Origin of the sequence: Streptomyces sp. NPDC101234 (genome assembly GCF_044767525.1) — a bacterium.
GTDB classification, from domain to species: domain Bacteria; phylum Actinomycetota; class Actinomycetes; order Streptomycetales; family Streptomycetaceae; genus Streptomyces; species Streptomyces sasae.
In genome coordinates, this window is sequence record NZ_JBIWOA010000001.1 from 245,539 (window position 1) to 269,602 (window position 24,064).

Here is a 24,064-nt window from a genome sequence, read left to right on the forward strand (position 1 = left end):
CGGGATCGCCTTGCCTCTTCTTAATTCTAAGATCTACCGTCGGTGACGCAACGCACACGCTGCGGAAGCACGCCGCACCGTCATGCGGCGATGCCACCGTGCATGAAACCCCCCACCATCGACCGGAGTTGATGACGCATGCCCGAAACCTGGGACTACACCCTCTCCGTCCCCAACGACCTCAGAGCGGTGACGATCTGCCGCCGCACCCTGCGTCTGATCCTGACGATGCACGGCCTGATCGGTCTCGCCGACACGGCGGAACTCCTCGCGGCGGAGCTGGTGTCCAACGCCGTACGGCATACGAAGGGGCCGGCCGCTCTGCGCGTGTGCTGGTCACCGCCCGGGACGCTGCGGATCGGCGCGTGGGACGCGGACCCTGAACCGCCGAAGCCGCCCGTGCCGTTGGAGCGGCTCGGTGAACTGGAGGAGGGGCGGGGGCTGGCACTCGTACGTGCCTGCTCGGATCTGTGGGGCTGGCAGCCGCTGTCCAGGTTCGGGAACCGGGGGAAGTACGTGTGGTGCGAGCTGGCCGAGGCGTAGAAGGGAGCACAGGTACGTGCAGTTCGTCTTGGTCGGGGCTCAGCCCGGTTGACCGCTTCCGCGCACGCCGACCGAGCTGCGCGCCTGAGATTACTGAGCGCTCGCCGTGGGGCGGACGACGATTTCGTTGACGTCGACCTGCGCAGGCTGGGAGACGGCGTAGGCGATGGCCTCCGCGATGGCCGAGGCGGGGAGTGCCACGGCGCGGTAGGTCTTCATGGCCTCCCTGGCGGCGGGGTCGGAGATGCTGTCGGCGAGTTCGGACTCGGTCACGCCCGGGGAGACGAGGGTGACCCGGATGTTCCCGCTGGACTCCTGCCGCAGTCCTTCGGAGATCGCGCGGACGGCGAACTTGGTGGCGCAGTAGACGGCGGCGGTGGGCGAGACCTCGTACGCCCCGACAGAGGCGACGTTGACGAAGTGCCCGCCGCCCTGGGCGCGCATCATGGGCAGGGCGGCGGCGATACCGTGCAGGACTCCCCGCACGTTGACGTCGATCATCCGATCCCATTCGTCGGTCTTGAGCGCGTCCAGTGGCGAGAGCGGCATGACGCCGGCGTTGTTCACGATCACGTCCACCCGGCCGTAGCGCTCCCGGGCGGTGGACACGAAGGCCCGGACATCGGCGGCGTCCGTGACATCCAGCCGTCGGAAGGCCGCGGTGCCGCCTGCCGTGGTGATCTCCTCGGCCAGCGTTTCGAGACGGTCGGTGCGACGTGCGCCGATGAGCAGACGGTGGCCGTCGGCGGCGAGCCGACGGGCGGTTGCCTCGCCGATCCCGCTGCTCGCTCCGGTGACCGCCACGACCTTGGCTGCGTTCGTCATACCTGCTTTTCCTCTCGGTAGAGCACGAGGTGCTCGTGATGGAGCACTCCGGCGCGAATGTCACCCGTCGCGGTGAACCCGGAGTCGTCGACGTAGTCGATGTGGAGGCCGGTCGCGGTGTAGCGGCCCGTGTAGGCGCTGCACCGGTTGCCACGGGCCTCGTCGTAGCGGCCGTCCGCCCGCAATTCCTGGCGGATGTAACCGTCCGCGGTCACCCACATGCCGACCACGTCGGCATGCGTCTCGTCGGTGTTCCCGGTCATGACGGGCTCCTCTCGTCGAAGTCGACGTCGAATGATGCGGATCTGTCTGCCCGGCCGAGTCTGGGCTGGTCGGAGGCCGCCGGCCAGGGCGTGTGTTGCCTGGGTGCCGTACACCCAGGCAACACACACCCCTTCGGCCTAGCCTGAGGGCATGACCGACAACCACCTGGGAGAGTTCCTGCGCGCACGCAGGGCGGGCCTGCGGCCGCAGGACGTCGGGATGGCGAGCCACGGCGTGCGCAGGGTCGCCGGTCTGCGCCGTGAGGAGGTCGCGGTGCTGGCGGGGGTGAACGTGGACTACTACACCCGCCTGGAACAGGGTCGCGAACGCCACCCCTCGGCCCCCGTCCTCGATGCGCTCGGCCGCGCCCTGCGGCTGGACCCCGACGCCCACGCGCACCTGCACCAGCTGGCGGGGACGGTGCCGGGCAACCAGTTCAGCCACACCACGGACCGCGTCAGTCCCGCCCTTCGCCAGCTGATGGACGGCTACCCGGGCGCCCCTGCGTTCGTCGTCAACAGGACGCTGGACGTCCTGGCGGGCAACGCCCTGGCCGAGGCCCTGCACTCCCCCTTCGAGCAGGCGCACAACCTGGCCCGCATGACCTTCCTCGACCCGGCGGGCCGGCAGTTCTACACCCGGTGGAGCCACACGGCGCAGACCACTGTGGGCCACCTGCGCCAGGCGGCCGGCCTCGACCCGGACGACCCACGCCTGCGGGAACTCGTCCACATCCTCACCGAGCACAGCGCGGACTTCACCCGCCTCTGGAACACCCACGCCGTCCGTGGCAAGACCCAGGACGCCAAGCACCTGCTCCATCCCGACGTCGGCCCCCTTACGCTCACCTACCAGGCGTTCGACGTACGCGACGCGCCGGGCCAGCAACTCGTCGTCTACCAGGCCGAACCCGGCAGCCCCAGCGCCCAGGCGCTGACCCTGCTCGGCTCGCTCCACGCGACCTCGAACCAGGACGCCAGGTAGCCCCGGCGCACCCCGTGAACAACTGCTTCTCGGTGGCCAGGGCGGAGATATTTCCGCACGCCACGGCCGAGAGCGCCCCCCCCGCGCCCACCTGCTCGCCTCGGTTCTGGACGCGGCGGTGTTGTGGCCGGCAGCCGCGCAGAAGGCGATCAGGGTCGGTCCGGACCGTGAAGTGGTGTCCGTCTCTCCGCACCGGTCCGGTTGCCCGGCCTCTCTGTGGCGGTCGCTGATCACCAAGGCCGCACAGGGGTGCCGAGTCCGGTGTGCACGGACCTGGACCAGCTGCAGGCCTGGACGCAACTGGCGGTACACGTCACGGACGCCGCGGAGTTGTTCGTCGAGGAGCGACCGTCGGGGCCGCCCGTTTCCCTCGGTGCGGGGCGGGGAGAGGGAGTGCGGGCGGCCTGTCGGTGGTCGGGCGGGGGGTCAGCCCGGTTTGCGGGCAAGTACGAAGGCCCGGGGCCACTTCTCCGGGCCCAGCGGCTCCCGGATCAGTGTCGCCGCCACCTCCAGGCCCGCCGTCACGAGCATGTCGCCCACCGCGTATGCCGGGCGCCAGTGGTAGTGGAGGTCGATCTCGTGGCCGAAGCGTTCCGTGACGTGGAGGCCGGACTGCTCGCCCTTCTGGAAGGCGAGCAGGACATGGCCGCCCGGGACCAGGACCCGGTGGAAGCCGGCGAAGGTCGCCGGGAGGTGGGCGTCGGGGATGTGGATGATCGAGTAGAGGGCGAGGATGCCGCCCAGGGTCTCGTCGGGCAGGTCCAGGGACGTCATCGAGCCCCGGTGGAAGCGCAGGCCGGGGTGGCTCTCGCGGGCCAGGGCGACCATGGCGGGGGAGAGGTCGATGCCGAAGGCCGGGACGCCCAGGTCGTTCAGGTGGGCGGTGATGTGGCCGGGGCCGCTGCCCAGGTCGGCCACGGGGGCGGTGCCGTTCGCCTTCACCAGTGAGGCGAAGGCGGCGATCAACGACATGTCCACCGGCCGGTCGGGCAGGCCCGGGAATTCGGCGGAGTAGTCCTTGGCGATCGTGTCGTAGGACGTACGGGTGGTCTCTATGAAATCGGTCGTGTCCGAGTCCGTCACGGTCGCGCACGCTACCGGTCGGGCGCGCCCGGCGTGGGGAAGTCGCGGTTCCGGCCCGGTTCCGGCCCGGTCCTGTTCCGGTGGGTGGACAGGACCGGCGCGATCGTCGAGAGGCGTGGTAAGCGTGGAAGAGGAAACATAGTTGTTACCCAGCCACGCCCCAGGTCATACCTCCGCGGTCAGATTTTCTTCACCTAACGGGTTGAACTTTTGTTGATCTCGGGTCAGTTGACCGTCCGGGCGTCCTACCCTTCAGAGGGTGAACCAATTGATGTCCCTAGAGTCCGAGGCCGACCTCCCCGGGGATGTGCTCCCCGGCGTGCTCAGCGAGGAGCTGCACGCCGAACTCGTGGCCTTCCGCCGCGACTTGCATATGCACCCCGAGCTAGGCAACCAGGAGTTCCGCACGACGGCCGCGATCAAGGAACGGCTGGAGAAGGCCGGGCTCCGGCCGCGTGTCCTCGCGATGGGGACCGGACTCATCTGTGACATCGGGCCGGTGGGGGACGGGCTGCCGATGCTCGCCCTGCGGGCCGACATCGACGGGCTGCCCATCCCGGACATGAAGACCGAGTGCGCCTACCGGTCGACCGTGCCGGACCGGGCCCACGCCTGTGGACATGACGTACATACGACAGTCGTGCTGGGCGCCGGGCTCGTACTCGCCGAGCTGCACGAGCGGGGGCTGCTGCCCCGTCCGGTGCGGCTGCTGTTCCAGCCCGCCGAGGAGGTGCTGCCCGGCGGTGCCACCGACGCCATCGACTGCGGGGTGCTGGACGGAGTGGGGCGGATCATCGCCGTGCACTGCGACCCCCGGGTGGACGTGGGGAGGATCGGGCTGCGCACCGGCGCCATCACCAGCGCCTGCGACCGCATCGAGGTGGCCCTGGACGGGCCCGGCGGGCACACCGCCCGGCCGCATCTGACCACCGACCTGGTCACCGCCGCCGCCCGGGTCGCCGTCGACGTGCCCGCGATCATCGGGCGGCGCGTGGACAGCCGTAGCGGACTCGCCGTGACCTGGGGACGGATCGAGTCCGGGCACGCGCCGAACGTGATCCCGCAGCACGCCGAGCTGTCCGGGACCGTGCGCTGCCTGGACCTGGAGGCCTGGCGGACGGCGCCGGACGTGGTGCACGCGGCGATCGACGAGGTCGCGACGCTGCACCGGGCCAAGTCCGAGATCAACTACGTGCGCGGGGTGCCGCCGGTCGTCAACGACCCGGTGATCACCGAACTGCTGCGGGACGCGATGGCCGCCCGGCGCGGGACCGACTCCGTCGAGGGCACCGAGCAGAGCCTCGGCGGCGAGGACTTCTCCTGGTACCTGGAGCAGGTGCCGGGCGCGCTGGCGCGGCTCGGGGTGCGGACACCGGGCGAGCGGACGGTGCGTGACCTGCACCAGGGCGACTTCGACGCCGACGAGCGGGCGATCACCGTGGGCGTGGAGCTGTTCACGGCCGCCGCCCTGATCGACGCGACGAGGTAGTCGCATCGGCGGGAGTCGTATCGGACGACTGGAGAAACGGTTCGAACGGCTGGAGAAACGGTCAGCTTGGCGCAGGGGGCGAAGGGGTGTCCGATCGGCACCCTTTCACCCCCTTGTGTCACCCCGCTGTAACCGGTGATCTCCGCTTGTAACCCGGAGTCGGCACGGTTCGATAACGGCCCGGAGAAACCCCGTTCCCCTCCGCTTCTACGCGCGTTACTGTGCGCCGAAATCGCCACCGCAGGTGGCCGGTTGGGGAAGCGGGCCGGTGACGGTGCCGTGGGGACGAAGGGGTACGTGCTGTGCGTTCTGTCTCTCGGAGGACGAGGTTCTCCCAAACTGCGGTGACCGTCGCCGTCATCGCCCTCGCGGCCGCTGGGTGCGGTAAGTCCAGCCAGGACACCGGTGCCTCCAGCACCAGCTCGTCCGGCAAGTACAACGGCAAGGGCATCGGCCTCGCCTACGACATCGGCGGCAAGGGTGACCAGTCCTTCAACGACGCCGCCTTCGCCGGCTTCCAGAAGGCCGAGAAGGAGTTCGGCGTCGGCGGCCGGGACGTCGAGCCCGCCGACAACGAGACCGACGCCGACAAGGTGCAGCGGCTCGACCAGCTGGCCAAGGCCGGCTACAACCCGATCATCGGTGTCGGCTTCGTGTACGCGCCGGCGGTCAAGGAGATCGCGGCCAAGTACCCCAAGATCACCTTTGGCATCATCGACGACAACGAAGTGGCGGCCAAGAACGTCGTCGACATGGTCTTCGCGGCGGAGCAGTCGTCGTACCTCGCGGGTGTGGCCGCGGCCTCCGCGACCAAGAAGGACCACATCGGCTTCATCGGCGGCGTGGACATCCCGCTGATCCACACCTTCGAGGCGGGCTTCGACCAGGGTGCCAAGTCGGTCAACCCGAAGATCAAGATCTCGTCGCAGTATCTGACCCAGACGCCTGCGGAGGGCGGCTTCTCCAGCCCGGACAAGGGCAAGGCCGCGGCGCAGGGCCAGATCGACGCGGGTGCGGATGTGATCTACCACGCGGCCGGTCTCTCCGGGCAGGGTGTGATCCAGGCCGCCGCCACCGCCAAGATCTGGGCGATCGGTGTCGACTCCGACCAGTACGGCCAGAGCGCTCTCGCCAAGTACAAGGACTACATCCTGGGCTCCGCCCTGAAGAACGTCGGCGGCGCGGTGTACGACCTCGTCAAGTCCGTCTACCAGGGCAAGCCGGAGAGCGGTGTCATCGAGGGCACCCTCAAGACCGGCGGTGTCGGCTTCGCCGACACCAACCCGAAGTACAAGGCCCTGACCAAGGTCGTGGCCGCCGTCGACAAGGCCAAGCAGGACATCATCGACGGCAAGGTCACCGTCAACACCAAGTAATGGGACATATATATACGGCCGGGTGATCACCGGGCCGTATGCGGACGGCCGGACGTACGGCCGCCGTGCCCCGTTGCAGTTCGTGCGCCCCTTGCCTCCCGCAAGGGGCGCACTGCTGTCCGTCACCTCGGCCGTGACAGTGGCCACAGGTAGATAACGGACCGGACATTGGGGGTTTTCCGTCTGGTCTACGCGCGTTACGCTGCCGCGGAACCAGCGCCTGGTTTGGGCGCTTGCACGAAGGAGTCACGTTCCATGCGCCGGGTGTCCCGTATCGCGGTTGCAGGCGTTGCAACCGCAGCCCTCGCCGTCACCGTTTCAGCGTGCGGCAGCTCTTCCAGCTCGTCCAGCTCGTCCGCCGGCAAGGGCGGCGCGTCCAAGGGTGTCGGTCTCGCGTACGACGTCGGCGGCAAGGGCGACCAGTCCTTCAACGACGCCGCCTACGCCGGTTTCCAGAAGGCCGAGAAGGACTTCGGTGTCACCGGCCGGGACATCGAGCCGCAGGACAACGAGACGGACGCCGACAAGGTGCAGCGGCTGGAGACCCTGGCCCGCGCCGGCTACAACCCGGTCATAGGCGTCGGCTTCGCCTACGCGCCCGCCGTCAAGGAAGCCGCCGCGAAGTTCCCGAAGATCAGCTTCGGCATCATCGACGACAACGAGGACCAGGCGAGCAACATCGCCGACATGGTCTTCCACGAGGAGCAGTCCTCGTACCTGGCCGGTGTCACCGCGGCGCTGACCACCAAGTCGAACACCGTCGGCTTCATCGGCGGCGTGGACGTCCCGCTGATCCACAAGTTCGAGGCGGGCTTCGAGCAGGGCGTCAAGGCCACCAAGAAGAACGTCAAGGTCAAGGCCCAGTACCTGACCCAGACCGCCCAGGAGGGCGGCTTCTCCAGCCCCGACAAGGGCGAGGCCGCCGCCGAGGGCCAGATCGGCTCCGGTGCCGACGTGGTCTACGCCGCCGCCGGCCTCTCCGGCCAGGGCGTCATCAAGGCCGCCGCCGCGCACAAGGTGTGGGCGATCGGCGTCGACTCCGACCAGTACAACCAGGCCGCGCTGTCGAAGTACAAGAACTACATCCTGACCTCGGCCCTCAAGAACGTCGAGGGTGCGGTCTACGACCTCGCCAAGTCGGTCATCAAGGACAAGAAGCCGCTGTCCGGCGAGGTCCGCGGCTCCCTGACCAACGGTGGCGTCGGCCTGGCCGACTCCAACCCGGTCTTCAAGAACAACGCCGCCCTGCAGGCCGCGCTCAAGAAGGCCGAGGCCGGCATCAAGGACGGCTCCATCACGGTCAAGACTTCTTGATCCGGCGTCATCGGGCCGCTCGGCCCATGGCCAAAAGAACGCTGTAATGGCAGCGTTACGGCCACGGAACGGGGTGCGGGAAGGATGACCTTCCCGCGCCCCTGCCGTAGAACCAGTACCGTCCAGACGGTCTACGGCGGGGACACACCTCGTTCGCGCGGCAGAATGCTCGGAACGGATCGAGAGTCGTAAGAACTCGGTCAGGTCCGGGCACTATTTAAAGCAGGGGCGCTACGCGCGTAGAGCGGCCCCTTTCCCTAGGAGAGTGCGCCATCGACGCGTCCAGCAGCCCTCCGCTCACCGCAGAGACGACAGCCGCGGTCGAGCTGGCGGGGATCACCAAGCGATTCCCGGGTGTCGTAGCCAACCACGACATCCACCTGTCCGTCCGCAAGGGCACTGTCCACGCCCTCGTCGGGGAGAACGGTGCCGGCAAGTCGACCCTGATGAAGATCCTCTACGGCATGCAGAAGCCGGACGAGGGCACCATCGCGGTCGACGGCGAGCAGGCCGCCTTCTCGTCCCCGGCCGACGCCATCGCGCGCGGCATCGGCATGGTCCACCAGCACTTCATGCTGGCCGACAACCTGACCGTGCTCGAGAACGTCGTGCTGGGCAGCGAGAAGCTGTACGGCATCGGCGGCAACGCCCGCAAGAAGATCAAGGAGATCTCCGACCGCTACGGCCTCGGCATCCACCCGGACCTCCTGGTCGAGGACCTCGGTGTCGCCGACCGGCAGCGCGTGGAGATCCTCAAGGTCCTCTACCGCGGCGCCCGGATCCTGATCCTCGACGAGCCCACCGCCGTCCTGGTCCCGCAGGAGGTCGACGCGCTCTTCGACAACCTGCGCGAGCTGAAGTCCGAGGGCCTGTCGGTCATCTTCATCTCCCACAAGCTCGGCGAGGTGCTGTCCGTCGCCGACGACATCACCGTCATCCGCCGCGGTACGACGGTGGGCACGGCGATCCCGTCCCAGACCACCCCGCGCCAGCTCGCCGAGCTGATGGTCGGCAGCGAGCTCCCCACCCCGGAGACCGCCGAGTCCACGGTCACCGACCGGGCCGTCGTCACGGTCAAGAACCTCACCGTCCACGCCAGCGGCGGCATCGCCTCCCTCGGCGAGCTCGGCGCCCAGCCCGAGACCGCGACGGCCGGCTCGGCCGGCGCCGCCCCGGGCGCCGACGTCCTCACCGAGGCCACCACCCCCGGCGCCGCCAAGCGCGTCCTCGACGACGTCACCTTCACCATCCACGCCGGTGAGGTCATGGGCATCGCCGGTGTCGAGGGCAACGGCCAGACCGAGCTGATCGACGCCCTCATCGGCACCCGCAACGCCGACTCCGGCGCGATCGAGTTCCTCGGCGAGGACATCACCGGCTGGGCCACCCGCAAGCGCCGCGAGTCCGGCGTCGGCTACATCCCCGAGGACCGCCACCGCCAGGGCCTGCTCCTGGAGTCCCCGCTCTGGGAGAACCGCATCCTCGGCCATGTCACCGAGAAGCCCAACGCCAAGGGCTTCTGGCTGGACATCAAGGGTGCCCAGGACGACACCCGTCGGATCGTCGAGGAGTACGACGTCCGCACCCCCGGCATCGACGTCACCGCCGCCTCCCTCTCCGGCGGCAACCAGCAGAAGCTGATCGTCGGCCGCGAGATGAGCCACAGCCCGAAGTTCCTGATCGCCGCCCACCCCACCCGCGGTGTGGACGTCGGCGCCCAGGCGCAGATCTGGGACCGCATCCGGGACGCCCGCCGCGAGGGCCTGGCCGTGCTGCTGATCTCCGCCGACCTCGACGAGCTGATCGGCCTCTCCGACACCCTGCGGGTGATCTACGACGGCAAGCTGGTCGCCGACGCCGACCCGGCCACCATCACGCCCGAGGAACTGGGCTCGGCCATGACAGGTGCCGCCACCGGCCACCTGGAGCATCACGATTCCGACGGTGTGTCCGGGGAGGACCAGGACCGATGAAGAAGTTCAACAAGGAGCGGGTGCTCCTGGCGGTGGCCGGCCCGGTCATCGCGCTCGTCCTGGCGATCGCGCTCACCTCGATCGTGCTGCTGGCCTCGAACCGCAACCCGTTCGAGCCGTATGTGCTGATGCTCCAGCAGCTGCCGTACTCGGACGTCCAGGTCCTGATCATCAACCAGGCGGCGATGTACTACATCGCGGCCATCGCGGTCGCCCTCGGCTTCCGCATGAACCTCTTCAACATCGGCGTCGACGGCCAGTACCGCCTCGCCGCCGTGATGACGGCCGTGGTCGGCGCCAACATCGGCCTGCCCGCCTTCCTCCAGATCCCGGTGCTGCTCCTGGTCGCCATGTTCACCGGCGCCTTCTGGGCCGGTATCGCGGGCGTCCTCAAGGTCACCCGAGGGGTCAGCGAGGTCGTCTCCACGATCATGCTGAACGCCATCGCCACCAGCGTCATCGGCTATGTCACCCTCGCGAACGTGTGGGGCGTCCAGGTCGGCAACAACATGACGACCGGCGTGATGAAGAAGTCCGGCTGGTTCCCCGGCATCAACCTGGGCTCCGACGTCGGCGACATCTACGGCATGGTCTTCGTCGCCATCGCCCTCGGCATCGGCTACTGGGTGGTCCTCAACCGCACCCGTTTCGGCTTCGACCTGCGCGCCACCGGCGCCTCCGAGTCCGCGGCGGCCGCCTCCGGCGTCGACGCCAAGCGCATGGTCCTGGTCTCCATGCTGATCTCCGGTGCCGTCTCCGGCCTCGCGGGCCTCCCGCTGCTGCTCGGCGACTCCCACACCTACAGCCTCGACTTCCCGGCCGGCCTCGGCTTCACCGCCATCGGCATCGCCCTGCTCGGCCGCAACAACCCCGGCGGCATCGCCTTCGCCGCCCTTCTGTGGTCCTTCCTCGACAAGGCCTCGCCCGCCCTCGACTACGCCACCCCGGTGGCGTACGAGAAGGAGATCGCCACGATCATGCAGGGCCTGATCGTCTTCTCCGTCGTCATCTCCTACGAAGCCGTACGCCAGTGGGGCCTGCGCCGCCAGCAGCGCCAGGTCGGCGCGGAACTCGCCGCGGCCGCCGCCCAGAACACCAAGAAGGAGGTGGCGGCCTGATGTCCACCGCGACCGTCGCCAAGCCGCAGGCGAAGCAGCCCCGCAAGGGCGGCCGCCGAATGTCCCTCCCGGTCCTGCTGCTGGTCATCGCCGGCGTACTGGTCCTGACCTCGGCCGTCCGTCTCATCACCGGCGCCGACGGCATCACCTCGACCGGCCAGATGTCCACCGCGCTGCGCCTCGCCGTCCCGATCGGCCTCGCCGGTCTCGGCGGTCTGTGGGCCGAGCGCGCGGGCGTCGTCAACATCGGCCTCGAAGGCATGATGATCCTCGGCACCTGGTTCGGCGCCTGGGCCGGCTACCAGTGGGGCCCCTGGGTCGGCGTCGTCTTCGGCATCATCGGCGGTGCGCTCGGCGCCCTGCTGCACGCCATCGCCACCGTCACCTTCAACGTCAACCACATCGTCTCCGGTGTGGCCCTGAACATCCTCGCCCTGGGCGCCACCCGCTACCTCTCCAAGTTCACCTTCGAGAACGCCCAGGGCGGCTCCTCCAAGCAGTCCCCGCCGATCAACTCGCCCGGCACCTTCAGCGTCCCCGGCCTCTCCGACTGGCTGAACACGCTCAACGAGAAGCACTGGTTCCTGGTCTCCGACATCGCGGGCCTGGTCGGCGGTCTGCTGACCGACCTCTCCCCGCTGACGGTCCTCGCGGTCGCCCTCGTCCCGGTCACCTGGTGGGTCCTGTGGCGTACGGCCTTCGGCCTCCGCCTGCGCTCCTGCGGCGAGAACCCGGTCGCGGCCGAGTCCCTCGGCGTCAACGTCTACAAGTACAAGTACATCGCCGTGCTCATCAGCGGCGGCTTCGCGGGCCTCGGCGGCGCCTTCCTGTCCATCGTCGCCTCCAACGTGTACCTCGACGGCCAGACGGCCGGCCGCGGCTACATCGGTCTCGCCGCGATGATCTTCGGCAACTGGATGCCGGGCGGCCTCGCCCTCGGCGCCGGCCTGTTCGGCTACACCGACAGCCTCAACCTGCGCGGCGGCACCGTGAACGTCCACGCGCTGATCCTGCTGATCGCGATCCTCCTGGTGTTCGGCGCCGCCTACCTGGCCTGGCGCAAGAAGTACGTCCCGGCCGTCATCACGATCGTCGTCTCGGTCCTGATGTTCATCTGGTACGCCACCACCAACGAGGTCCCGCGCCAGCTGGTGACCGCGACCCCGTACATCGTCACCCTCCTGGTGCTCTCGCTGTCCGCGCAGTCCCTGCGGATGCCGAAGGCGGACGGTCTGCCGTACCGGAAGGGACAGGGCAAGTGACGGCCGCGGCCGCGGACTTCGACTGGGAGCCCCTGCGGGCCGAGGCACGGGAGGCCATGTCCCACGCCTACGCCCCCTACTCCGGCTTCCCGGTCGGGGTCGCGGCCCTGGTCGACGACGGCCGCACGGTCACCGGCTGCAACGTGGAGAACGCGTCCTACGGCCTGGGCCTGTGCGCCGAGTGCGGACTCGTCTCCCAGCTGCAGCGCACGGGCGGCGGCCGCCTCACGCACTTCACCTGCGTGGACGGCACCGGCGGACTCCTCGTCCCGTGCGGCCGCTGCCGCCAGCTCCTCTACGAGTTCGGCGGCCCGGACCTCCTCCTGGACACCCCGGAGGGCGTCCTGCCCCTCTCCGAGATGCTGCCCCAGGCCTTCGGCCCGGCCCACCTCACCAAGTAATCCAGGTAATCCCGTACGGCCCCTCCCCGCCCGTCGCCCGGAGGGGCCGCGCGTTTCGCAATGCTTCGAAGGGAACGTCATGGCCATGGACGCCATCTCCGTCATCCGCACCAAGCGGGACCGCGGTGAGCTCAGCGACGAGCAGATCGACTGGGTCATCGACGCGTACACGCACGGCGAGGTCGCCGACGAGCAGATGTCGTCGCTCGCGATGGCCATCCTCCTCAACGGTATGAACCGCCGCGAGATCGCCCGCTGGACGGCCGCGATGATCGCGTCCGGCGAGCGCATGGACTTCTCGTCGCTGTCCCGCCCGACGGCCGACAAGCACTCCACGGGCGGCGTCGGCGACAAGATCACGCTGCCGCTCGCGCCCCTGGTGGCGGCCTGCGGCGCGGCCGTCCCGCAGCTCTCCGGCCGCGGCCTCGGCCACACCGGCGGCACCCTCGACAAGCTGGAGTCGATCCCCGGCTGGCGCGCCCTGCTCTCCAACGAGGAGATGCTGCACGTGCTCGACACCACCGGCGCGGTGATCTGCGCGGCGGGCGACGGTCTGGCCCCCGCCGACAAGAAGCTCTACGCGCTCCGCGACGTCACCGGCACGGTCGAGGCGATCCCGCTGATCGCCTCCTCGATCATGTCGAAGAAGATCGCCGAGGGCACCGGCTCCCTGGTCCTGGACGTGAAGGTCGGCACCGGCGCCTTCATGAAGACCATCGAGGACGCCCGCGAACTGGCCTCGACCATGGTGGGCCTCGGCACCGACCACGGCGTGAAGACGGTCGCGCTGCTCACGGACATGTCCACCCCCCTCGGTCTCACGGCGGGCAACGCCCTGGAGGTCCGCGAGTCGGTCGAGGTCCTCGCCGGCGGCGGCCCGGCGGACGTCGTCGAGCTGACCATCGCCCTGGCCCGCGAGATGCTGGACGCGGCCGGTGTGAAGGACGCGGACCCGGCGAAGGCGCTGGCCGACGGTTCGGCGATGGACGTCTGGCGCCGGATGATCGCGGCCCAGGGCGGCGACCCGGACGCGGCGCTGCCGGTGGCGCGCGAGCAGCACGTCATCACGGCCCCGTCGACGGGTGTCCTGACCCGCCTCGACGCCTACGGCATCGGCGTCGCCGCCTGGCGCCTGGGCGCCGGCCGCGCCCGCAAGGAGGACCCGGTGCAGGCGGGCGCGGGCGTCGAACTGCACGCCAAGCCCGGCGACACGGTGACCGCGGGCCAGCCCCTCCTCACCCTCCACACGGACACCCCGGAGCGCTTCGAGTACGCGCTCCAGTCGGTCGAGGGCTCGTACGACATCGCGGCGGCGGGCACGGAGTTCACGGCATCGCCGGTCGTGCTGGAGCGCATCGCCTGACCGGGTCGGATGCGGCGCTGCAGGGGTGTCACCCCAGCAGCGCCGCGACCACCACCAGTACCGGGACCGACAGCACCGTCGAGAGCAGGATCGAGTCACGGGCCAGTTCCTCGCCGACCCGGTAGGTGCCGGCGTACGTGTACAGGTTCTGCGCGGCCGGTAGCGCCGATGTCACCGTCACGTCGAGCAGGGGCGCCCCGTGCAGGTCGAAGACGGCCGACGCCAGGGCCCAGGCGACCAGGGGCTGGCCCACCGACTTCAGGGCGACGGACAGGAACACCGGGTGCCGTTCGCGGCCCCGGCCGGGGAGCGTGCTGCCGCGCAGGGAGATGCCGAAGGCGAGCAGGACGGCCGGCACGGACATGTTGCCGATCAGGGTGAGCGGGTCCATCACCGGGCCGGGGACATGGATGCCGAGCCCCGAGACCGCGACGCCGGACAGTGAGCCGACGGCTATCGGGTTGCGGAGCGGGGTCAGCAGACGGCGCCACCACGGGCCCTTCTCGCCCGCGCCCGACAGGTCCAGGATCGTCAGGGCGACCGGGGTGAGGACGACGACCTGGAAGAGCAGCACCGGTGCCACCAGTGACGCGTCGCCGAGCACGTACACCGCGATCGGGATGCCGAGGTTGCCCGAGTTGACGTAGCTGGAGCACAGCGCGCCGATCGTCGTACGGCCCACGCCCCAGTGCCGTACGACACCCACCGTCACGAACGCGCCCGCCGCCGCGGCCGTGGACAGGGCCGTCACCAGGAGGCGGCTGGAGAAGATCACCGCCAGGTCGGCCTTGGCGAGGGTGGTGAAGAGAAGGGCGGGGGAGGCGACGTGGAAGGCGAGCTTGGTGAGGACCTCACGGCCGTTGGTGCCTAGGTGGCCGCCGCGGCCGAGCAGGTAGCCGACGGCGATGACGATCGCGATCACCGCGAAGCCGCTCAACACCCCCTGCACGGCACCCCCTTGAGGGGGAGGAGCCCGCGGGTCGTCCGGGGCGGTGCTGATCCGTGAGGTGATCCGTGGGGCATGCACCTAACCCTCGAGTCCGGTCAGTCGCAGGTCAACGTTATGACCCTTGTGATCTACGTGACCCAGCGGGAGTCCGCTGCCCTACCGATGAGTTGTCAGACCGTCGGCGGTCTACCGGTTCGTGGATGCCGTGACCCCCGCCGTACTCGTACTGTCCGGCCCCGTCGCCAGGGATGAGGTGCCGGGGCTGTGCGACGCGGTGCGTGAGCTGCTCGATGTCACCGAGGCCGGGGTCGTCGTCTGCGATGTGGGCGGTGTGGGGCCGCCCGGGCTCGCCGTCGTCGATCTGCTGGCCCGGCTGGAGCTGGCGGCTCGCCGGGCCGGCGGGCGGATCCGGCTGCGGGATCCCGACCCGGCCCTACGCTCCCTCCTCCGTCTCGTCGGTCTTGGCTTCCAGGTGGAGGGGGAGGCCGAAGAGCGGGAACCAGCGCTTGGTGTCGAGGAAGAAGTGGAACCCGGTGAGCCGGCCGTCTGAGATCTCCAGGATCTGGACGGACCAGGGGCTCCAGCCGCCGGTGTCCGGGTCGGGCTTGTACTGGGCGAACCCGGGCAGGCCGTTGACCTGGACCGGGAACAGCCGCGAGCCCTCGCAGGCGGAGCCGAGGGTGGTCATGAAGCCGGTGATGTCGTCGTGGCCGGTGAGCCACAGGTCGAACGGCGGCATCGTCATCACGGCGTCCTCGTGGAGCAGCGCTGTGAGCGCGGCCATGTCGTAGCCCTCGAAGGCCGCGACATAGCGCTCCAGGAGCTTTTGCTGCTCCTCGTCCAGCGGATCGGAGACCTCGGCGGCCGCCCCCGACTGCTGCTGCTCCGCCAGCGTGGCCCGGGCCCGCTGCAACGCGCTGTTGACCGACGCGACCGAGGTCCCGAGCAGCTCGGCGACCTCGCTCGCCTTCCAGGCCAGCACCTCGCGCAGGATCAGCACCGCCCGCTGCTTCGGCGGCAGTTGCTGCAGGGCCGCCATGAAGGCGAGCCGGATGGATTCCTTGGCCACGGCCGCCTCCGCCGGGTCGTCCACGGTCGGCAGCACACGCGCGTCCGGCACCGGCTCCAGCCAGGTGTTGTCGGGCCGGGGGGAGAGCGCCGCCTGTGCGAGCGGCGTCGACTCGGAGAGGTCCATCGGGCGGGCCCGCTTGTTGCCGGCGCTGAGCATGTCCAGGCACACGTTCGTCGCGATCCGGTACAGCCACGACCGCAGGCTGGAGCGGCCCTCGAACTTGTCGTAGCTCCGCCAGGCCCGCACCAGCGTGTCCTGTACGGCGTCCTCGGCCTCGAAGGACGAACCGAGCATGCGGTAGCAGTACCCGGTCAGCTCGGTCCGGTGCTTCTCCAGAGCGACGTCGAGGTCCGCCGTCGCCGTGCTGTCACTCATCGTCCGTCCACCCACCCCTGTGGCCGTTCCTGTTCGCGCGCCGTTGCGCCCCAGCACTTCGGAAGCTACCGCAGCCCACTGACAATGGCCCCTGAAGTGCGGAAAAGCCCAGCTCAGACCAGTTGCTTCACATGGTCCTGGCGAGGACGCCCCGACGTTCATCCCGAGGAGGGACTGCCTCCCGTCCCAGTGACGTGGAGCGTCGCCGCATGCACATTGCCAGGCGCGGGGTACCCGTAGAGGCTGCTCGGCAAAGGCGACGAATGCGAACACCTGACCTAGGGATCGCTGGTCGTAGTGATCGCCGAACGAATGGCGATCGTGCGTACGGTGGCCGAACTACGGTCCGATGTCATGAAGCTGGTGCTCCAGGTGAAATTGCTGCCGACACCCGAACAGGCGTCGGCACTTGAGGCGACCCTGCACGCCTGCAACCGGGCCGCCACCTACGCCTCGCAGATCGCCTTTACCAAAGGCCTCAAGGACCGCAACGGCCTGCAGAAGGAGGTGTACACGAATCTGAAGGCGACGTTCGGACTGTCTGCTCAGCCGGTGGTGCGGGCGGTGAAGAAGGTCGTCGACGCCTACACGGCCTTGAAGGCCAGTCTGCAGGCCGGAAATCTGGGTCCGCCCACCTCGACGCGGTACCGCAGGGCGGTTGGTACGCCGATCGTCTTCAGGCCTGAGGCGGCCCAGCCGTTCGATGACCGCTGTCTGTCCTGGCAGTACGACACCCGTACAGTCTCGATCTGGACCGTGAACAGGCGGATGAAAGGGATCCGGTTCGCTTGCTCGCCTGACCAGCTCAAGACACTGGTGCAGTACCGAAAAGGTGAGAGCGATCTCCTCCGGCGCGACGGCAAGTGGTACCTGGTTGCCACCTGTGACATGCCCGAGCCGGAAGTGTACGAGCCGGTCGACTGGATCGGGGTGGACCGGGGGATCGTGAACCTGGCCACCACCTCCGACGGAACCAACCATCAGGGCCGTCGACTTTCCCGTTACCGGCGCTGGCCGGCCCGCAAACGCGCCGAGCTCCAGGCGAAGCAGACCCGCTCAGCCACCCGCTGCCTCGCCCGCCGCGCGCAGAAGGAGAAGCGCCATGCCGCGCACGTGAACCACCGCATCAGCAAGGAGATCGTGTCCGGTTTTCGCGCGTGGGGGTACCCCCGGCCGAAGGCTGGGGGAGCACCGGTCGCGGGATCGCCGTCGAAGAGCTCGGCGGGATCCGTGAGCGGGTACGGCTTCGTCGCGACCAGCGGGTCACGCTCTCCTCCTGGCCCTTCCACCAGCTCGGACAGTATCTTGCCTACAAGGCCAGGCGGGCCGGGGTCCCGTTCCTTGAGGTGGACGCGCGTCATACCTCGCAGCGTTGCCCGCGCTGCGGGCACACCGAGCGGGCCAACCGGCCCGACCGGGACCATTTCCGCTGTCGTCGGTGCGGGCTCGCTGGCCCGGCCGATGTCGTCGCCGGGGTCAATGTGCGTGATCGCGCACGCTCGGCGTGGGTGCTTGTCACCGCACCCGCACTCTAACCCTGAAATCTTCGGGGGTTGGGTGGATGCGACCCGTGACCGTCCTGTCGTAGGGGGCAGTCGGGAGCGCGACGAGGTGTGAACGACCGAGTGCACCTTCTCGGCCGTTCACGGCCGAGAAGGTGACCGACATGAGCAGATACGGGGAACGCGCGCTCTTACGAGTGGGCGGCGACCGGTGCGCGGCGCGCGGCCAGGGAGCCGAGGACGGTGATCGTCACGACGCCCAGGATCGCCAGGAGGCCGACGCCGACCGTGCCCGACCAGCCGCTCGCGTGGAAGGCCATCGCGCCGATCGTGCTGCCCGCGCTGGAGCCGATGTAGTACGCGGACTGGTAGAGGGCCGAGGCCTGGGCCCGGCCGTGGGTCGCCGTCTTGCTGACCGCCGAGGAGGCCACCGCGTGGCCCGCGAAGAAGCCCGCGGTGATCAGGACCAGGCCCAGCAGGACCAGCGGGAGCGAGTCGGCCAGGGAGAGGAGGAGACCGGCGGCCGTCGTGCCGCCGCCCAGGTAGAGGGCGCCTCGGCGGCCCAGGCGGCCCACCAGCCGGCCCGCCGTCGACGCCGACACCGTGCCGACCAGGTACACCAGGAAGATCGAGCCGATGATGCCCTGGGGGAGCGAGAAGGGCTCCTCGGTCAGGCGGTAGCCGATCACCGTGTAGACGCCGCCGAAGACGGTCATGAACAGCGCGCCGATCGCGTACAGGCGGCGCAGCAGCGGGTTCGCGAGGTGGTCGCGGACCGTGCCGAGCAGCCGGCGCGGGTGCAGCGAGCCCGCCTTGAAGTGCCGCGGGGCCGGGAGCAGCAGCCGGAAGGCGATGGCGCAGCCGACGGCGATCGCGCCCACGACGCCGACGGCGATGCGCCAGCCCCACTCCTGCGCGACCCAGCCGGTGATGACCCGGCCGCTCATCCCGCCGACGCTGTTGCCCGCGACGAACAGACCGATCGCCGTGACCAGCGCCTTCGGGCGGACCTCCTCCGCCAGATACGCCGTCGCCGAGGCCGGCAGTCCGGCCAGCGCCGCGCCCTGGACGCCCCGCAGCACCACCAGCACGCCCAGCGAGGGCGCGAAGGGGACCAGCAGTCCGACGGTCACCGCCACCGCCAGCGAGGCCGTCATGACCGTACGGCGCCCGAAGCGCTCGGAGAGGGCGCTCATGGGGAGGACGAACAGCGCCAGGCCGCCCGTCGCCGCCGCCACCGTCCAGCTCGCGTCGCTCGCGCTCACCCCGAAACCGTTGGAGATCAGTGGCAGCAGGGCCTGCGTGGAGTAGAGGAGGGCGAAGGTCGCGACACCGGCGAGGAAGAGGGCGAAGCTCATCCGGCGGTAGCCGGGGCCGCCCGGGGTCAGCCGGGAGTCGGGGGCGGGGACGGTCGTTGCGGCGCCCATGATGGTGGACGCCCCGGTACTGGCGGGAGACATGCTTCGAACGTACGGACCCCGCTGTCATCCGTCCAATGCATGGAATCGTCATAATCGTTCCCGTGATGCATCAGCAGAGGTCAGCCGAGCGCCTGTCACCGTACAGTGACACAGAAGACATGACGATGTTGCTGGCTCCACGCCTCGCGTACTTCGCCGGGGTGGCCCGCACGGAGCATGTCACCAGGGCCGCGCAGGAGCTCAACGTCCCCCAGTCCACGCTCTCCCGTGCGATGGCCCGCCTGGAACAGGACCTGGGCGTCGACCTCTTCAGCCGCCACGGCCGCACCGTCTCCCTCACCCCGGCCGGCCGTACCTTCCTCACCTCGGTCGAACGCGCCCTCGCCGAGGTCCGGCGCGCCGCCGACGAGGTACGCGCCGACGCCGACCCCACCACCGGCAAGGTCGCCTTCGGCTTCCTGCACACGATGGGCGTGGAGACCGTCCCCGGTCTCCTCCAGGCCTTCCGCGCCGACCATCCCCGCATCCGCTTCAGCCTCGTCCAGAACTACGGCGAGGCGATGATCGAGAAGCTTCGGGCGGGGGAGCTGGACCTGTGTCTGACCTCCCCGGTCCCGGACGCCCCCGACCTGGTGGCGCGCCGCCTGGACGAACAGAAACTGCGGTTGGTGGTCTCCGTGGATCACCCCCTGGCCACCCGCAAGCGCATCCGCCTGGCGGAGGCGGCCGAGGAGACGTTCGTGACCCTGGAACCGGGCTACGGTCTGCGCCGCATCACCGACGACCTCTGCAAGGAGGCGGGCTTCACACCGCGCATCGCCTTCGAGGGCGAGGAGGCGGAGACCTTGCGGGGCCTGGTCGCGGCCGGACTGGGGGTGGCGCTGCTGCCGCCACCGGCGTTCCCCCGACCGGGAGTCGCGGAACTGACGGTCACGGCCCCACGTGCGGTCCGCGAGATCGGCGTGGCATGGCTGGACGGCCACCCGGACACCCCACCGGTGGCAGCCTTCAAGAAGTTCCTGCTCTCGAGAAGGGGCAACCTGCTCCCGACCTAGGAACAGCGCCCCGTCAGGGGCGCGGGGCTGTATCCGATATGCGGCTACCGCCGCGTGGGCGCGACCAGCCACCCACGACCCGCACCCCGAAACCGATCGTCAGCCCTTACGAAGCGACCGGCCGAAGCCCGCGGCAAGTGGCATCCGCAACCCGATCGGCGGCGGCGCAGCCAACGCATCCTCCACCGGCCGCGACACCGCATCCCCGTACAACGCCCCCATGACGAAGTCCGAAGCGAGAGCGAGGACTTCGTCCCGGTGCTGATGCAGCCCGTGCCCGTCCGAGTGCACCTCGAACCGGCACACTTCCCGGTTCGCCTTCTTCGCCCGCGCCGCCAGCCGGAACGACAGTTCGGGATCGGTCCGTTCGTCGTTCGTGCCGTGCACGATCAGCACCCGCCGCCCCGCCAGCTGCCGTACCGGCTCCTCGGGTGCCGCCACATCCGTCTCCGGCAGCCAAGGGGCGACGGAGACGACGGAGTTGACCGCCTCGTGTCCGGCCGCGCGCAGTGCGGCCCGGCCGCCCATGCCCACCCCGATCAGGCATACCGGCACATCGCCGTACCGTCTTACCACCTCGTCCGCGGCCCAGGTCGCGTCCCCCGCGGGGTGTGCCTCGCTGCCGTTCCAGCCGCGATAGCGGTAGTGGACGATGTGCGCGGCCAGCCCCTCGTCGCGGCCGTCCCGGGCGAGCCGGCGTCCCAGCGCGCGGACGAGCCCTGTCGCCCATACGGGGGAGGGCTTGCGCTCGGAAACCTCCTCGCCGCCCGGGAGCAGCAGAACCACCCCGGTCGCCGTCGTCGGCTCCTGGCCGACTGCCCTGCCCAGCCTGGCCGTTCGGACCGGCGTCGCTTGCTGTGCCATGACAGAACAGTGTCAGAAGAAGCGGTGTACGCCACCGGTCCGTGCGGTCACCGTTACGTATCGACGCATAAGTAAAACGTGGGACACCGAGCGATCTACGCGCGTAGGAGTTAGAGTGCGGAAATGACGAGCCAGAGCACCGCGAACACCCCGACGCCGGAGCAGATCCGCCGGGCACCGAAGGTTCTGCTGCACGACCATCTGGACGGCGGCCTGCGTCCCGGTACCGTCGCCGACCTGGCCCGGGAGGGCGGGTACTCCCAGCTCCCCGAGACCGACCCGGACAAACTCGGCATCTGGTTCCGCGAGGCCGCCGACTCCGGCTCGCTGGAACGGTACTTGGAGACCTTCTCGCACACCGTCGGCGTGATGCAGACCCGGGACGCGCTCATCCGGGTCGCCCGCGAGTGCGCCGAGGACCTCGCCGAGGACGGCGTCGTCTACGCCGAGGTGCGCTACGCGCCCGAGCAGCACCTCGAACAGGGCCTGTCCCTCGAAGAGGTCGTCGAGGCCGTCAACGAGGGCTTCCGGCAGGGCGAGGCCCTGGCGCGGGAGAACGGCCACCGGATCCGGGTCGGCGCCCTGCTCACCGCGATGCGGCACGCGGCCCGCTCCCTGGAGATCGCCGAACTCGCCAACCGCTACCGGGACCTGGGCGTCGTCGGCTTCGACATCGCCGGCGCCGAGGCCGGCTACCCGCCCACCCGGCACCTCGACGCCTTCGAGTACCTCAAGCGCGAGAACAACCACTTCACCATCCATGCCGGCGAAGCCTTCGGACTGCCGTCCATCTGGCAGGCCCTCCAGTGGTGCGGCGCCGACCGGCTCGGGCACGGCGTGCGGATCATCGACGACATCCAGGTCCACGAGGACGGCACGGTCAAGCTCGGCCGGCTCGCGTCGTACGTCCGCGACAAGCGGATCCCGCTGGAGCTGTGCCCCAGCTCCAACCTCCAGACCGGCGCCGCCGCCTCCTATGCCGACCACCCGATCGGGCTGCTGCGCCGGCTGCACTTCCGGGCCACGGTGAACACCGACAACCGGCTGATGTCCGGGACCAGTATGAGCCGGGAATTCGAGCATCTCGTCGAGGCATTCGATTACACGCTCGACGACCTGCAGTGGTTCTCCGTCAATGCGATGAAATCAGCGTTCATTCCTTTCGATGAACGCCTGGCGATGATCAATGACGTCGTCAAGCCGGGTTATGCGGAGCTGAAGTCCGAATGGCTGTTCCGGCAGACCGCCTCCACCAGCGGTTCTGTCGACCCGGAGGACTGACCGGGCGTCCGGACGGGGCACGGAATGCGGACGGCTGTTCACAAGTCGTCCGCATTTCGGTGTTTGCGGCGGGCGGTCCGTCGTGTTTACGGTCGTGGACCGCTCAGCGTGTTATCGACCCCGTTACCGCATTCCAAAATCCAAGGACGCATCAACGATGAAGCAGTCTGCTGCCAAGACCCTCGGTGTCGCCGCCCTCGGTGCCGCCTTCGCCGCCGTCGGTGCGGGCGCGGCCAACGCGGCCCCGGCCGTCCCCGACGCCCCGCAGGCCCTGGACACCGTCACCAGGACGCTGCCGGCCGAGAACGTCGCCAAGACCCTGCCCGGTGCCGGTGAGGTCCTCGGGCAGGGGCAGACCGCCCTCGGTGCGGGGCTCGCCGCCGCCCAGCCCGCCGCCCAGCAGCTTCTCGCCGCAGGCCCGACCAAGCCCGTCGCCGGCCTCCTCGGCGGACTGCCGCTCCAGGGCCTGCCCACGCACGGCCTGCCCGTGAACGGGATTCCGCTCGGCTGACCCCGCCCGAGCGAACGCCGTTGGGGCGCCCCGGATCCGACCGGGGCGCCCCAACGGCGTTGTCGTGTAAGGGACTACCAGGCCGAGGCCTTCTCCTCCGCGGGGAGCAGGATCCACAGCGCTATGTAGAGCAGGAACTGCGGGCCCGGCAGCAGGCAGGAGAGCAGGAAGATCACCCGCATCGTCGTCGCGGAGGTGCCGAAGCGCCGGGCCAGCGCGGCGCACACTCCGCCGATCATGCGGCCGTTGGTGGGGCGGGCGAGGCTGGACATCTGCGGCTCCTTCGTGAGCGTCCGGTGCGAGGCGGCCCGTACGGCCTCTCGACTGCCCTCCACGCTACGGTGACGAACCGGGTCGAAGCGTCGCTCTACGGGGCGATCCCCACCCTGGGAATCGTCGGGGTACGACCCTGAGCCGTCTCCTCCTGCGGTACGGCCGTACGCCTCACCCGCTCCCCCTTGCGGCGCAGCCGGGACCGGCCCGCCGGCACCACGGCGAGATGCGCCAGCACCACACCGGTCGTGTTCAGGAGGATCGAGTCGACGTCCACCACACGACCGGGCACCCCGGTCTGCAGCAGGGCTATGCCCAGCGAGATCAGGGCGCCCGCGGTGGCCGTACGGATCAGGGAGCCGAGCGGGGAGGCGTCGAGTCTGCCGTGGACCATCGGCAGCAGCACACCCAGCGGGGCGAGCAGCGCGAGCCCCTCACCGATCCGGTGCGCCGCCTCCCGCCAGCCCAGCGACAGGTCGGTACGGATACCGGCGAACGGGTGCAGGTTGGCGGGCATCACCCAGGGCACGTCCAGCGGCCGCAGCATCAGCCAGGCGACGAACGCGAGATGTGCGACAAGGAGGACACCCCCTGTCACACGGACGCGGATCGCGGCGCTGCCGCCGATGGAGCCTTGACGCTGCACGCCCCCCAAGACGCACCCACGCACACGATCGGTTCCGGATCAGCCGATGAGGCCTGAAACACAGGCCGGCAACAGCGCCCCGTCAGGGGCGCGGGGAACTGCGCGAGCAACCGAATGCGA

Annotated in this window: 24 protein-coding genes and 1 pseudogene; 16 read left to right on the forward strand and 9 right to left on the reverse strand. The window is 69.7% G+C overall.

The window, feature by feature from the left end:
- Positions 1–138: 138 nt before the first annotated feature.
- On the forward strand, positions 139–543 hold the full coding sequence (locus ACIRR9_RS01180) for an ATP-binding protein (protein WP_403746260.1): 405 nt from the start codon (positions 139–141) through the stop codon (positions 541–543).
- Positions 544–633: 90 nt separating this feature from the next.
- Here ACIRR9_RS01180 and ACIRR9_RS01185 read toward each other — a convergent pair whose 3' ends face one another.
- Positions 634–1,368, reverse strand: coding sequence for an SDR family oxidoreductase (locus tag ACIRR9_RS01185; protein WP_403746262.1), 735 nt, complete (start codon positions 1,366–1,368; stop codon positions 634–636).
- Entirely contained in the window at positions 1,365–1,631 is a 267-nt protein-coding gene (locus ACIRR9_RS01190; protein ID WP_403746265.1) for an Atu4866 domain-containing protein, read from the reverse strand. The genes ACIRR9_RS01185 and ACIRR9_RS01190 overlap by 4 nt, the downstream gene beginning before the upstream one ends.
- A 151-nt stretch (positions 1,632–1,782) precedes the next feature.
- Here ACIRR9_RS01190 and ACIRR9_RS01195 point away from each other — a divergent pair, with 151 nt between their 5' ends.
- On the forward strand, positions 1,783–2,616 hold the full coding sequence (locus ACIRR9_RS01195; RefSeq protein WP_403746266.1) for a helix-turn-helix transcriptional regulator: 834 nt from the start codon (positions 1,783–1,785) through the stop codon (positions 2,614–2,616).
- 426 nt (positions 2,617–3,042) lie between these two features.
- Here the strand turns inward: ACIRR9_RS01195 and ACIRR9_RS01200 are convergent, their stop codons facing one another.
- Entirely contained in the window at positions 3,043–3,699 is a 657-nt protein-coding gene (locus ACIRR9_RS01200) for a class I SAM-dependent DNA methyltransferase (protein WP_385679651.1), read from the reverse strand.
- 271 nt (positions 3,700–3,970) lie between these two features.
- Between ACIRR9_RS01200 and ACIRR9_RS01205 the strand changes: the two genes are divergently transcribed.
- The 8 genes from ACIRR9_RS01205 (at position 3,971) to ACIRR9_RS01240 (ending at position 13,995) form a co-directional block, all read left to right on the forward strand.
- Complete coding sequence (locus tag ACIRR9_RS01205; RefSeq protein WP_403746269.1) at positions 3,971–5,188, forward strand: M20 family metallopeptidase; 1,218 nt, start codon at positions 3,971–3,973, stop codon at positions 5,186–5,188.
- Positions 5,189–5,532: 344 nt separating this feature from the next.
- Complete coding sequence (locus tag ACIRR9_RS01210; protein ID WP_403746271.1) at positions 5,533–6,564, forward strand: BMP family protein; 1,032 nt, start codon at positions 5,533–5,535, stop codon at positions 6,562–6,564.
- Between the two features lie 255 nt (positions 6,565–6,819).
- Positions 6,820–7,878, forward strand: a complete 1,059-nt coding sequence (locus tag ACIRR9_RS01215; RefSeq protein ID WP_403746273.1) for a BMP family protein — start codon at positions 6,820–6,822, stop codon at positions 7,876–7,878.
- Between the two features lie 272 nt (positions 7,879–8,150).
- The gene (locus ACIRR9_RS01220) at positions 8,151–9,851 is read left to right on the forward strand and encodes an ABC transporter ATP-binding protein (protein ID WP_403747005.1); all 1,701 of its coding nucleotides are present in this window, start codon (positions 8,151–8,153) and stop codon (positions 9,849–9,851) included.
- Positions 9,848–10,969, forward strand: coding sequence for an ABC transporter permease (locus ACIRR9_RS01225; RefSeq protein ID WP_123974611.1), 1,122 nt, complete (start codon positions 9,848–9,850; stop codon positions 10,967–10,969). The genes ACIRR9_RS01220 and ACIRR9_RS01225 overlap by 4 nt, the downstream gene beginning before the upstream one ends.
- Complete coding sequence (locus ACIRR9_RS01230) at positions 10,969–12,231, forward strand: ABC transporter permease (protein ID WP_403746276.1); 1,263 nt, start codon at positions 10,969–10,971, stop codon at positions 12,229–12,231. The genes ACIRR9_RS01225 and ACIRR9_RS01230 overlap by 1 nt, the downstream gene beginning before the upstream one ends.
- Positions 12,228–12,632 (forward strand): cytidine deaminase, encoded by a 405-nt coding sequence (locus ACIRR9_RS01235; protein ID WP_316777293.1) that lies wholly within the window; start codon positions 12,228–12,230, stop codon positions 12,630–12,632. The genes ACIRR9_RS01230 and ACIRR9_RS01235 overlap by 4 nt, the downstream gene beginning before the upstream one ends.
- Positions 12,633–12,711: 79 nt before the next feature.
- Positions 12,712–13,995 carry a thymidine phosphorylase gene (locus tag ACIRR9_RS01240; protein ID WP_403746279.1) on the forward strand — a complete coding sequence of 428 codons (1,284 nt, stop codon included), beginning with the start codon at positions 12,712–12,714 and terminating at the stop codon, positions 13,993–13,995.
- 28 nt (positions 13,996–14,023) lie between these two features.
- On the opposite strand, the gene ACIRR9_RS01245 is transcribed toward ACIRR9_RS01240, so the two are convergent.
- On the reverse strand, positions 14,024–14,944 hold the full coding sequence (locus ACIRR9_RS01245) for an AEC family transporter (protein WP_403746281.1): 921 nt from the start codon (positions 14,942–14,944) through the stop codon (positions 14,024–14,026).
- Between the two features lie 274 nt (positions 14,945–15,218).
- On the opposite strand from ACIRR9_RS01245, the gene ACIRR9_RS01250 reads away from it, so the two are divergent.
- Positions 15,219–15,494, forward strand: a complete 276-nt coding sequence (locus ACIRR9_RS01250; RefSeq protein ID WP_403747007.1) for an STAS domain-containing protein — start codon at positions 15,219–15,221, stop codon at positions 15,492–15,494.
- On the opposite strand, the gene ACIRR9_RS01255 is transcribed toward ACIRR9_RS01250, so the two are convergent.
- Positions 15,378–16,391, reverse strand: a complete 1,014-nt coding sequence (locus tag ACIRR9_RS01255; protein WP_403746282.1) for a sigma-70 family RNA polymerase sigma factor — start codon at positions 16,389–16,391, stop codon at positions 15,378–15,380. The two genes, ACIRR9_RS01250 and ACIRR9_RS01255, sit on opposite strands and share 117 nt — an antisense overlap.
- 888 nt (positions 16,392–17,279) lie before the next feature.
- Between ACIRR9_RS01255 and ACIRR9_RS01260 the strand changes: the two are divergent.
- Positions 17,280–17,477: pseudogene (locus ACIRR9_RS01260) on the forward strand (transposase); the annotation flags it as partial.
- 71 nt (positions 17,478–17,548) lie between these two features.
- The gene (locus ACIRR9_RS01265) at positions 17,549–17,926 is read left to right on the forward strand and encodes a zinc ribbon domain-containing protein (RefSeq protein ID WP_403747009.1); all 378 of its coding nucleotides are present in this window, start codon (positions 17,549–17,551) and stop codon (positions 17,924–17,926) included.
- Positions 17,927–18,084: 158 nt separating this feature from the next.
- Here the strand turns inward: ACIRR9_RS01265 and ACIRR9_RS01270 are convergent, their stop codons facing one another.
- Positions 18,085–19,353, reverse strand: coding sequence for an MFS transporter (locus ACIRR9_RS01270; protein ID WP_403746285.1), 1,269 nt, complete (start codon positions 19,351–19,353; stop codon positions 18,085–18,087).
- 62 nt (positions 19,354–19,415) lie between these two features.
- On the opposite strand from ACIRR9_RS01270, the gene ACIRR9_RS01275 reads away from it, so the two are divergent.
- Positions 19,416–20,369, forward strand: coding sequence for a LysR family transcriptional regulator (locus ACIRR9_RS01275; RefSeq protein WP_365336572.1), 954 nt, complete (start codon positions 19,416–19,418; stop codon positions 20,367–20,369).
- Positions 20,370–20,468: 99 nt separating this feature from the next.
- On the opposite strand, the gene ACIRR9_RS01280 is transcribed toward ACIRR9_RS01275, so the two are convergent.
- The gene (locus tag ACIRR9_RS01280; RefSeq protein ID WP_403746288.1) at positions 20,469–21,233 is read right to left on the reverse strand and encodes an alpha/beta hydrolase family protein; all 765 of its coding nucleotides are present in this window, start codon (positions 21,231–21,233) and stop codon (positions 20,469–20,471) included.
- 123 nt (positions 21,234–21,356) lie between these two features.
- Here ACIRR9_RS01280 and ACIRR9_RS01285 point away from each other — a divergent pair, with 123 nt between their 5' ends.
- Positions 21,357–22,514 (forward strand): adenosine deaminase, encoded by a 1,158-nt coding sequence (locus tag ACIRR9_RS01285; RefSeq protein ID WP_403746290.1) that lies wholly within the window; start codon positions 21,357–21,359, stop codon positions 22,512–22,514.
- Positions 22,515–22,671: 157 nt separating this feature from the next.
- Positions 22,672–23,025, forward strand: a complete 354-nt coding sequence (locus ACIRR9_RS01290; RefSeq protein ID WP_365336569.1) for an ATP-binding protein — start codon at positions 22,672–22,674, stop codon at positions 23,023–23,025.
- Between the two features lie 74 nt (positions 23,026–23,099).
- On the opposite strand, the gene ACIRR9_RS01295 is transcribed toward ACIRR9_RS01290, so the two are convergent.
- The gene (locus ACIRR9_RS01295) at positions 23,100–23,297 is read right to left on the reverse strand and encodes a PspC domain-containing protein (protein WP_123974599.1); all 198 of its coding nucleotides are present in this window, start codon (positions 23,295–23,297) and stop codon (positions 23,100–23,102) included.
- A gap of 95 nt (positions 23,298–23,392) precedes the next feature.
- A complete protein-coding gene (locus ACIRR9_RS01300) occupies positions 23,393–23,944 on the reverse strand; it encodes a VanZ family protein (protein WP_403746294.1) in 552 nt (183 codons plus the stop codon).
- Between the last annotated feature and the right edge of the window lie 120 nt (positions 23,945–24,064).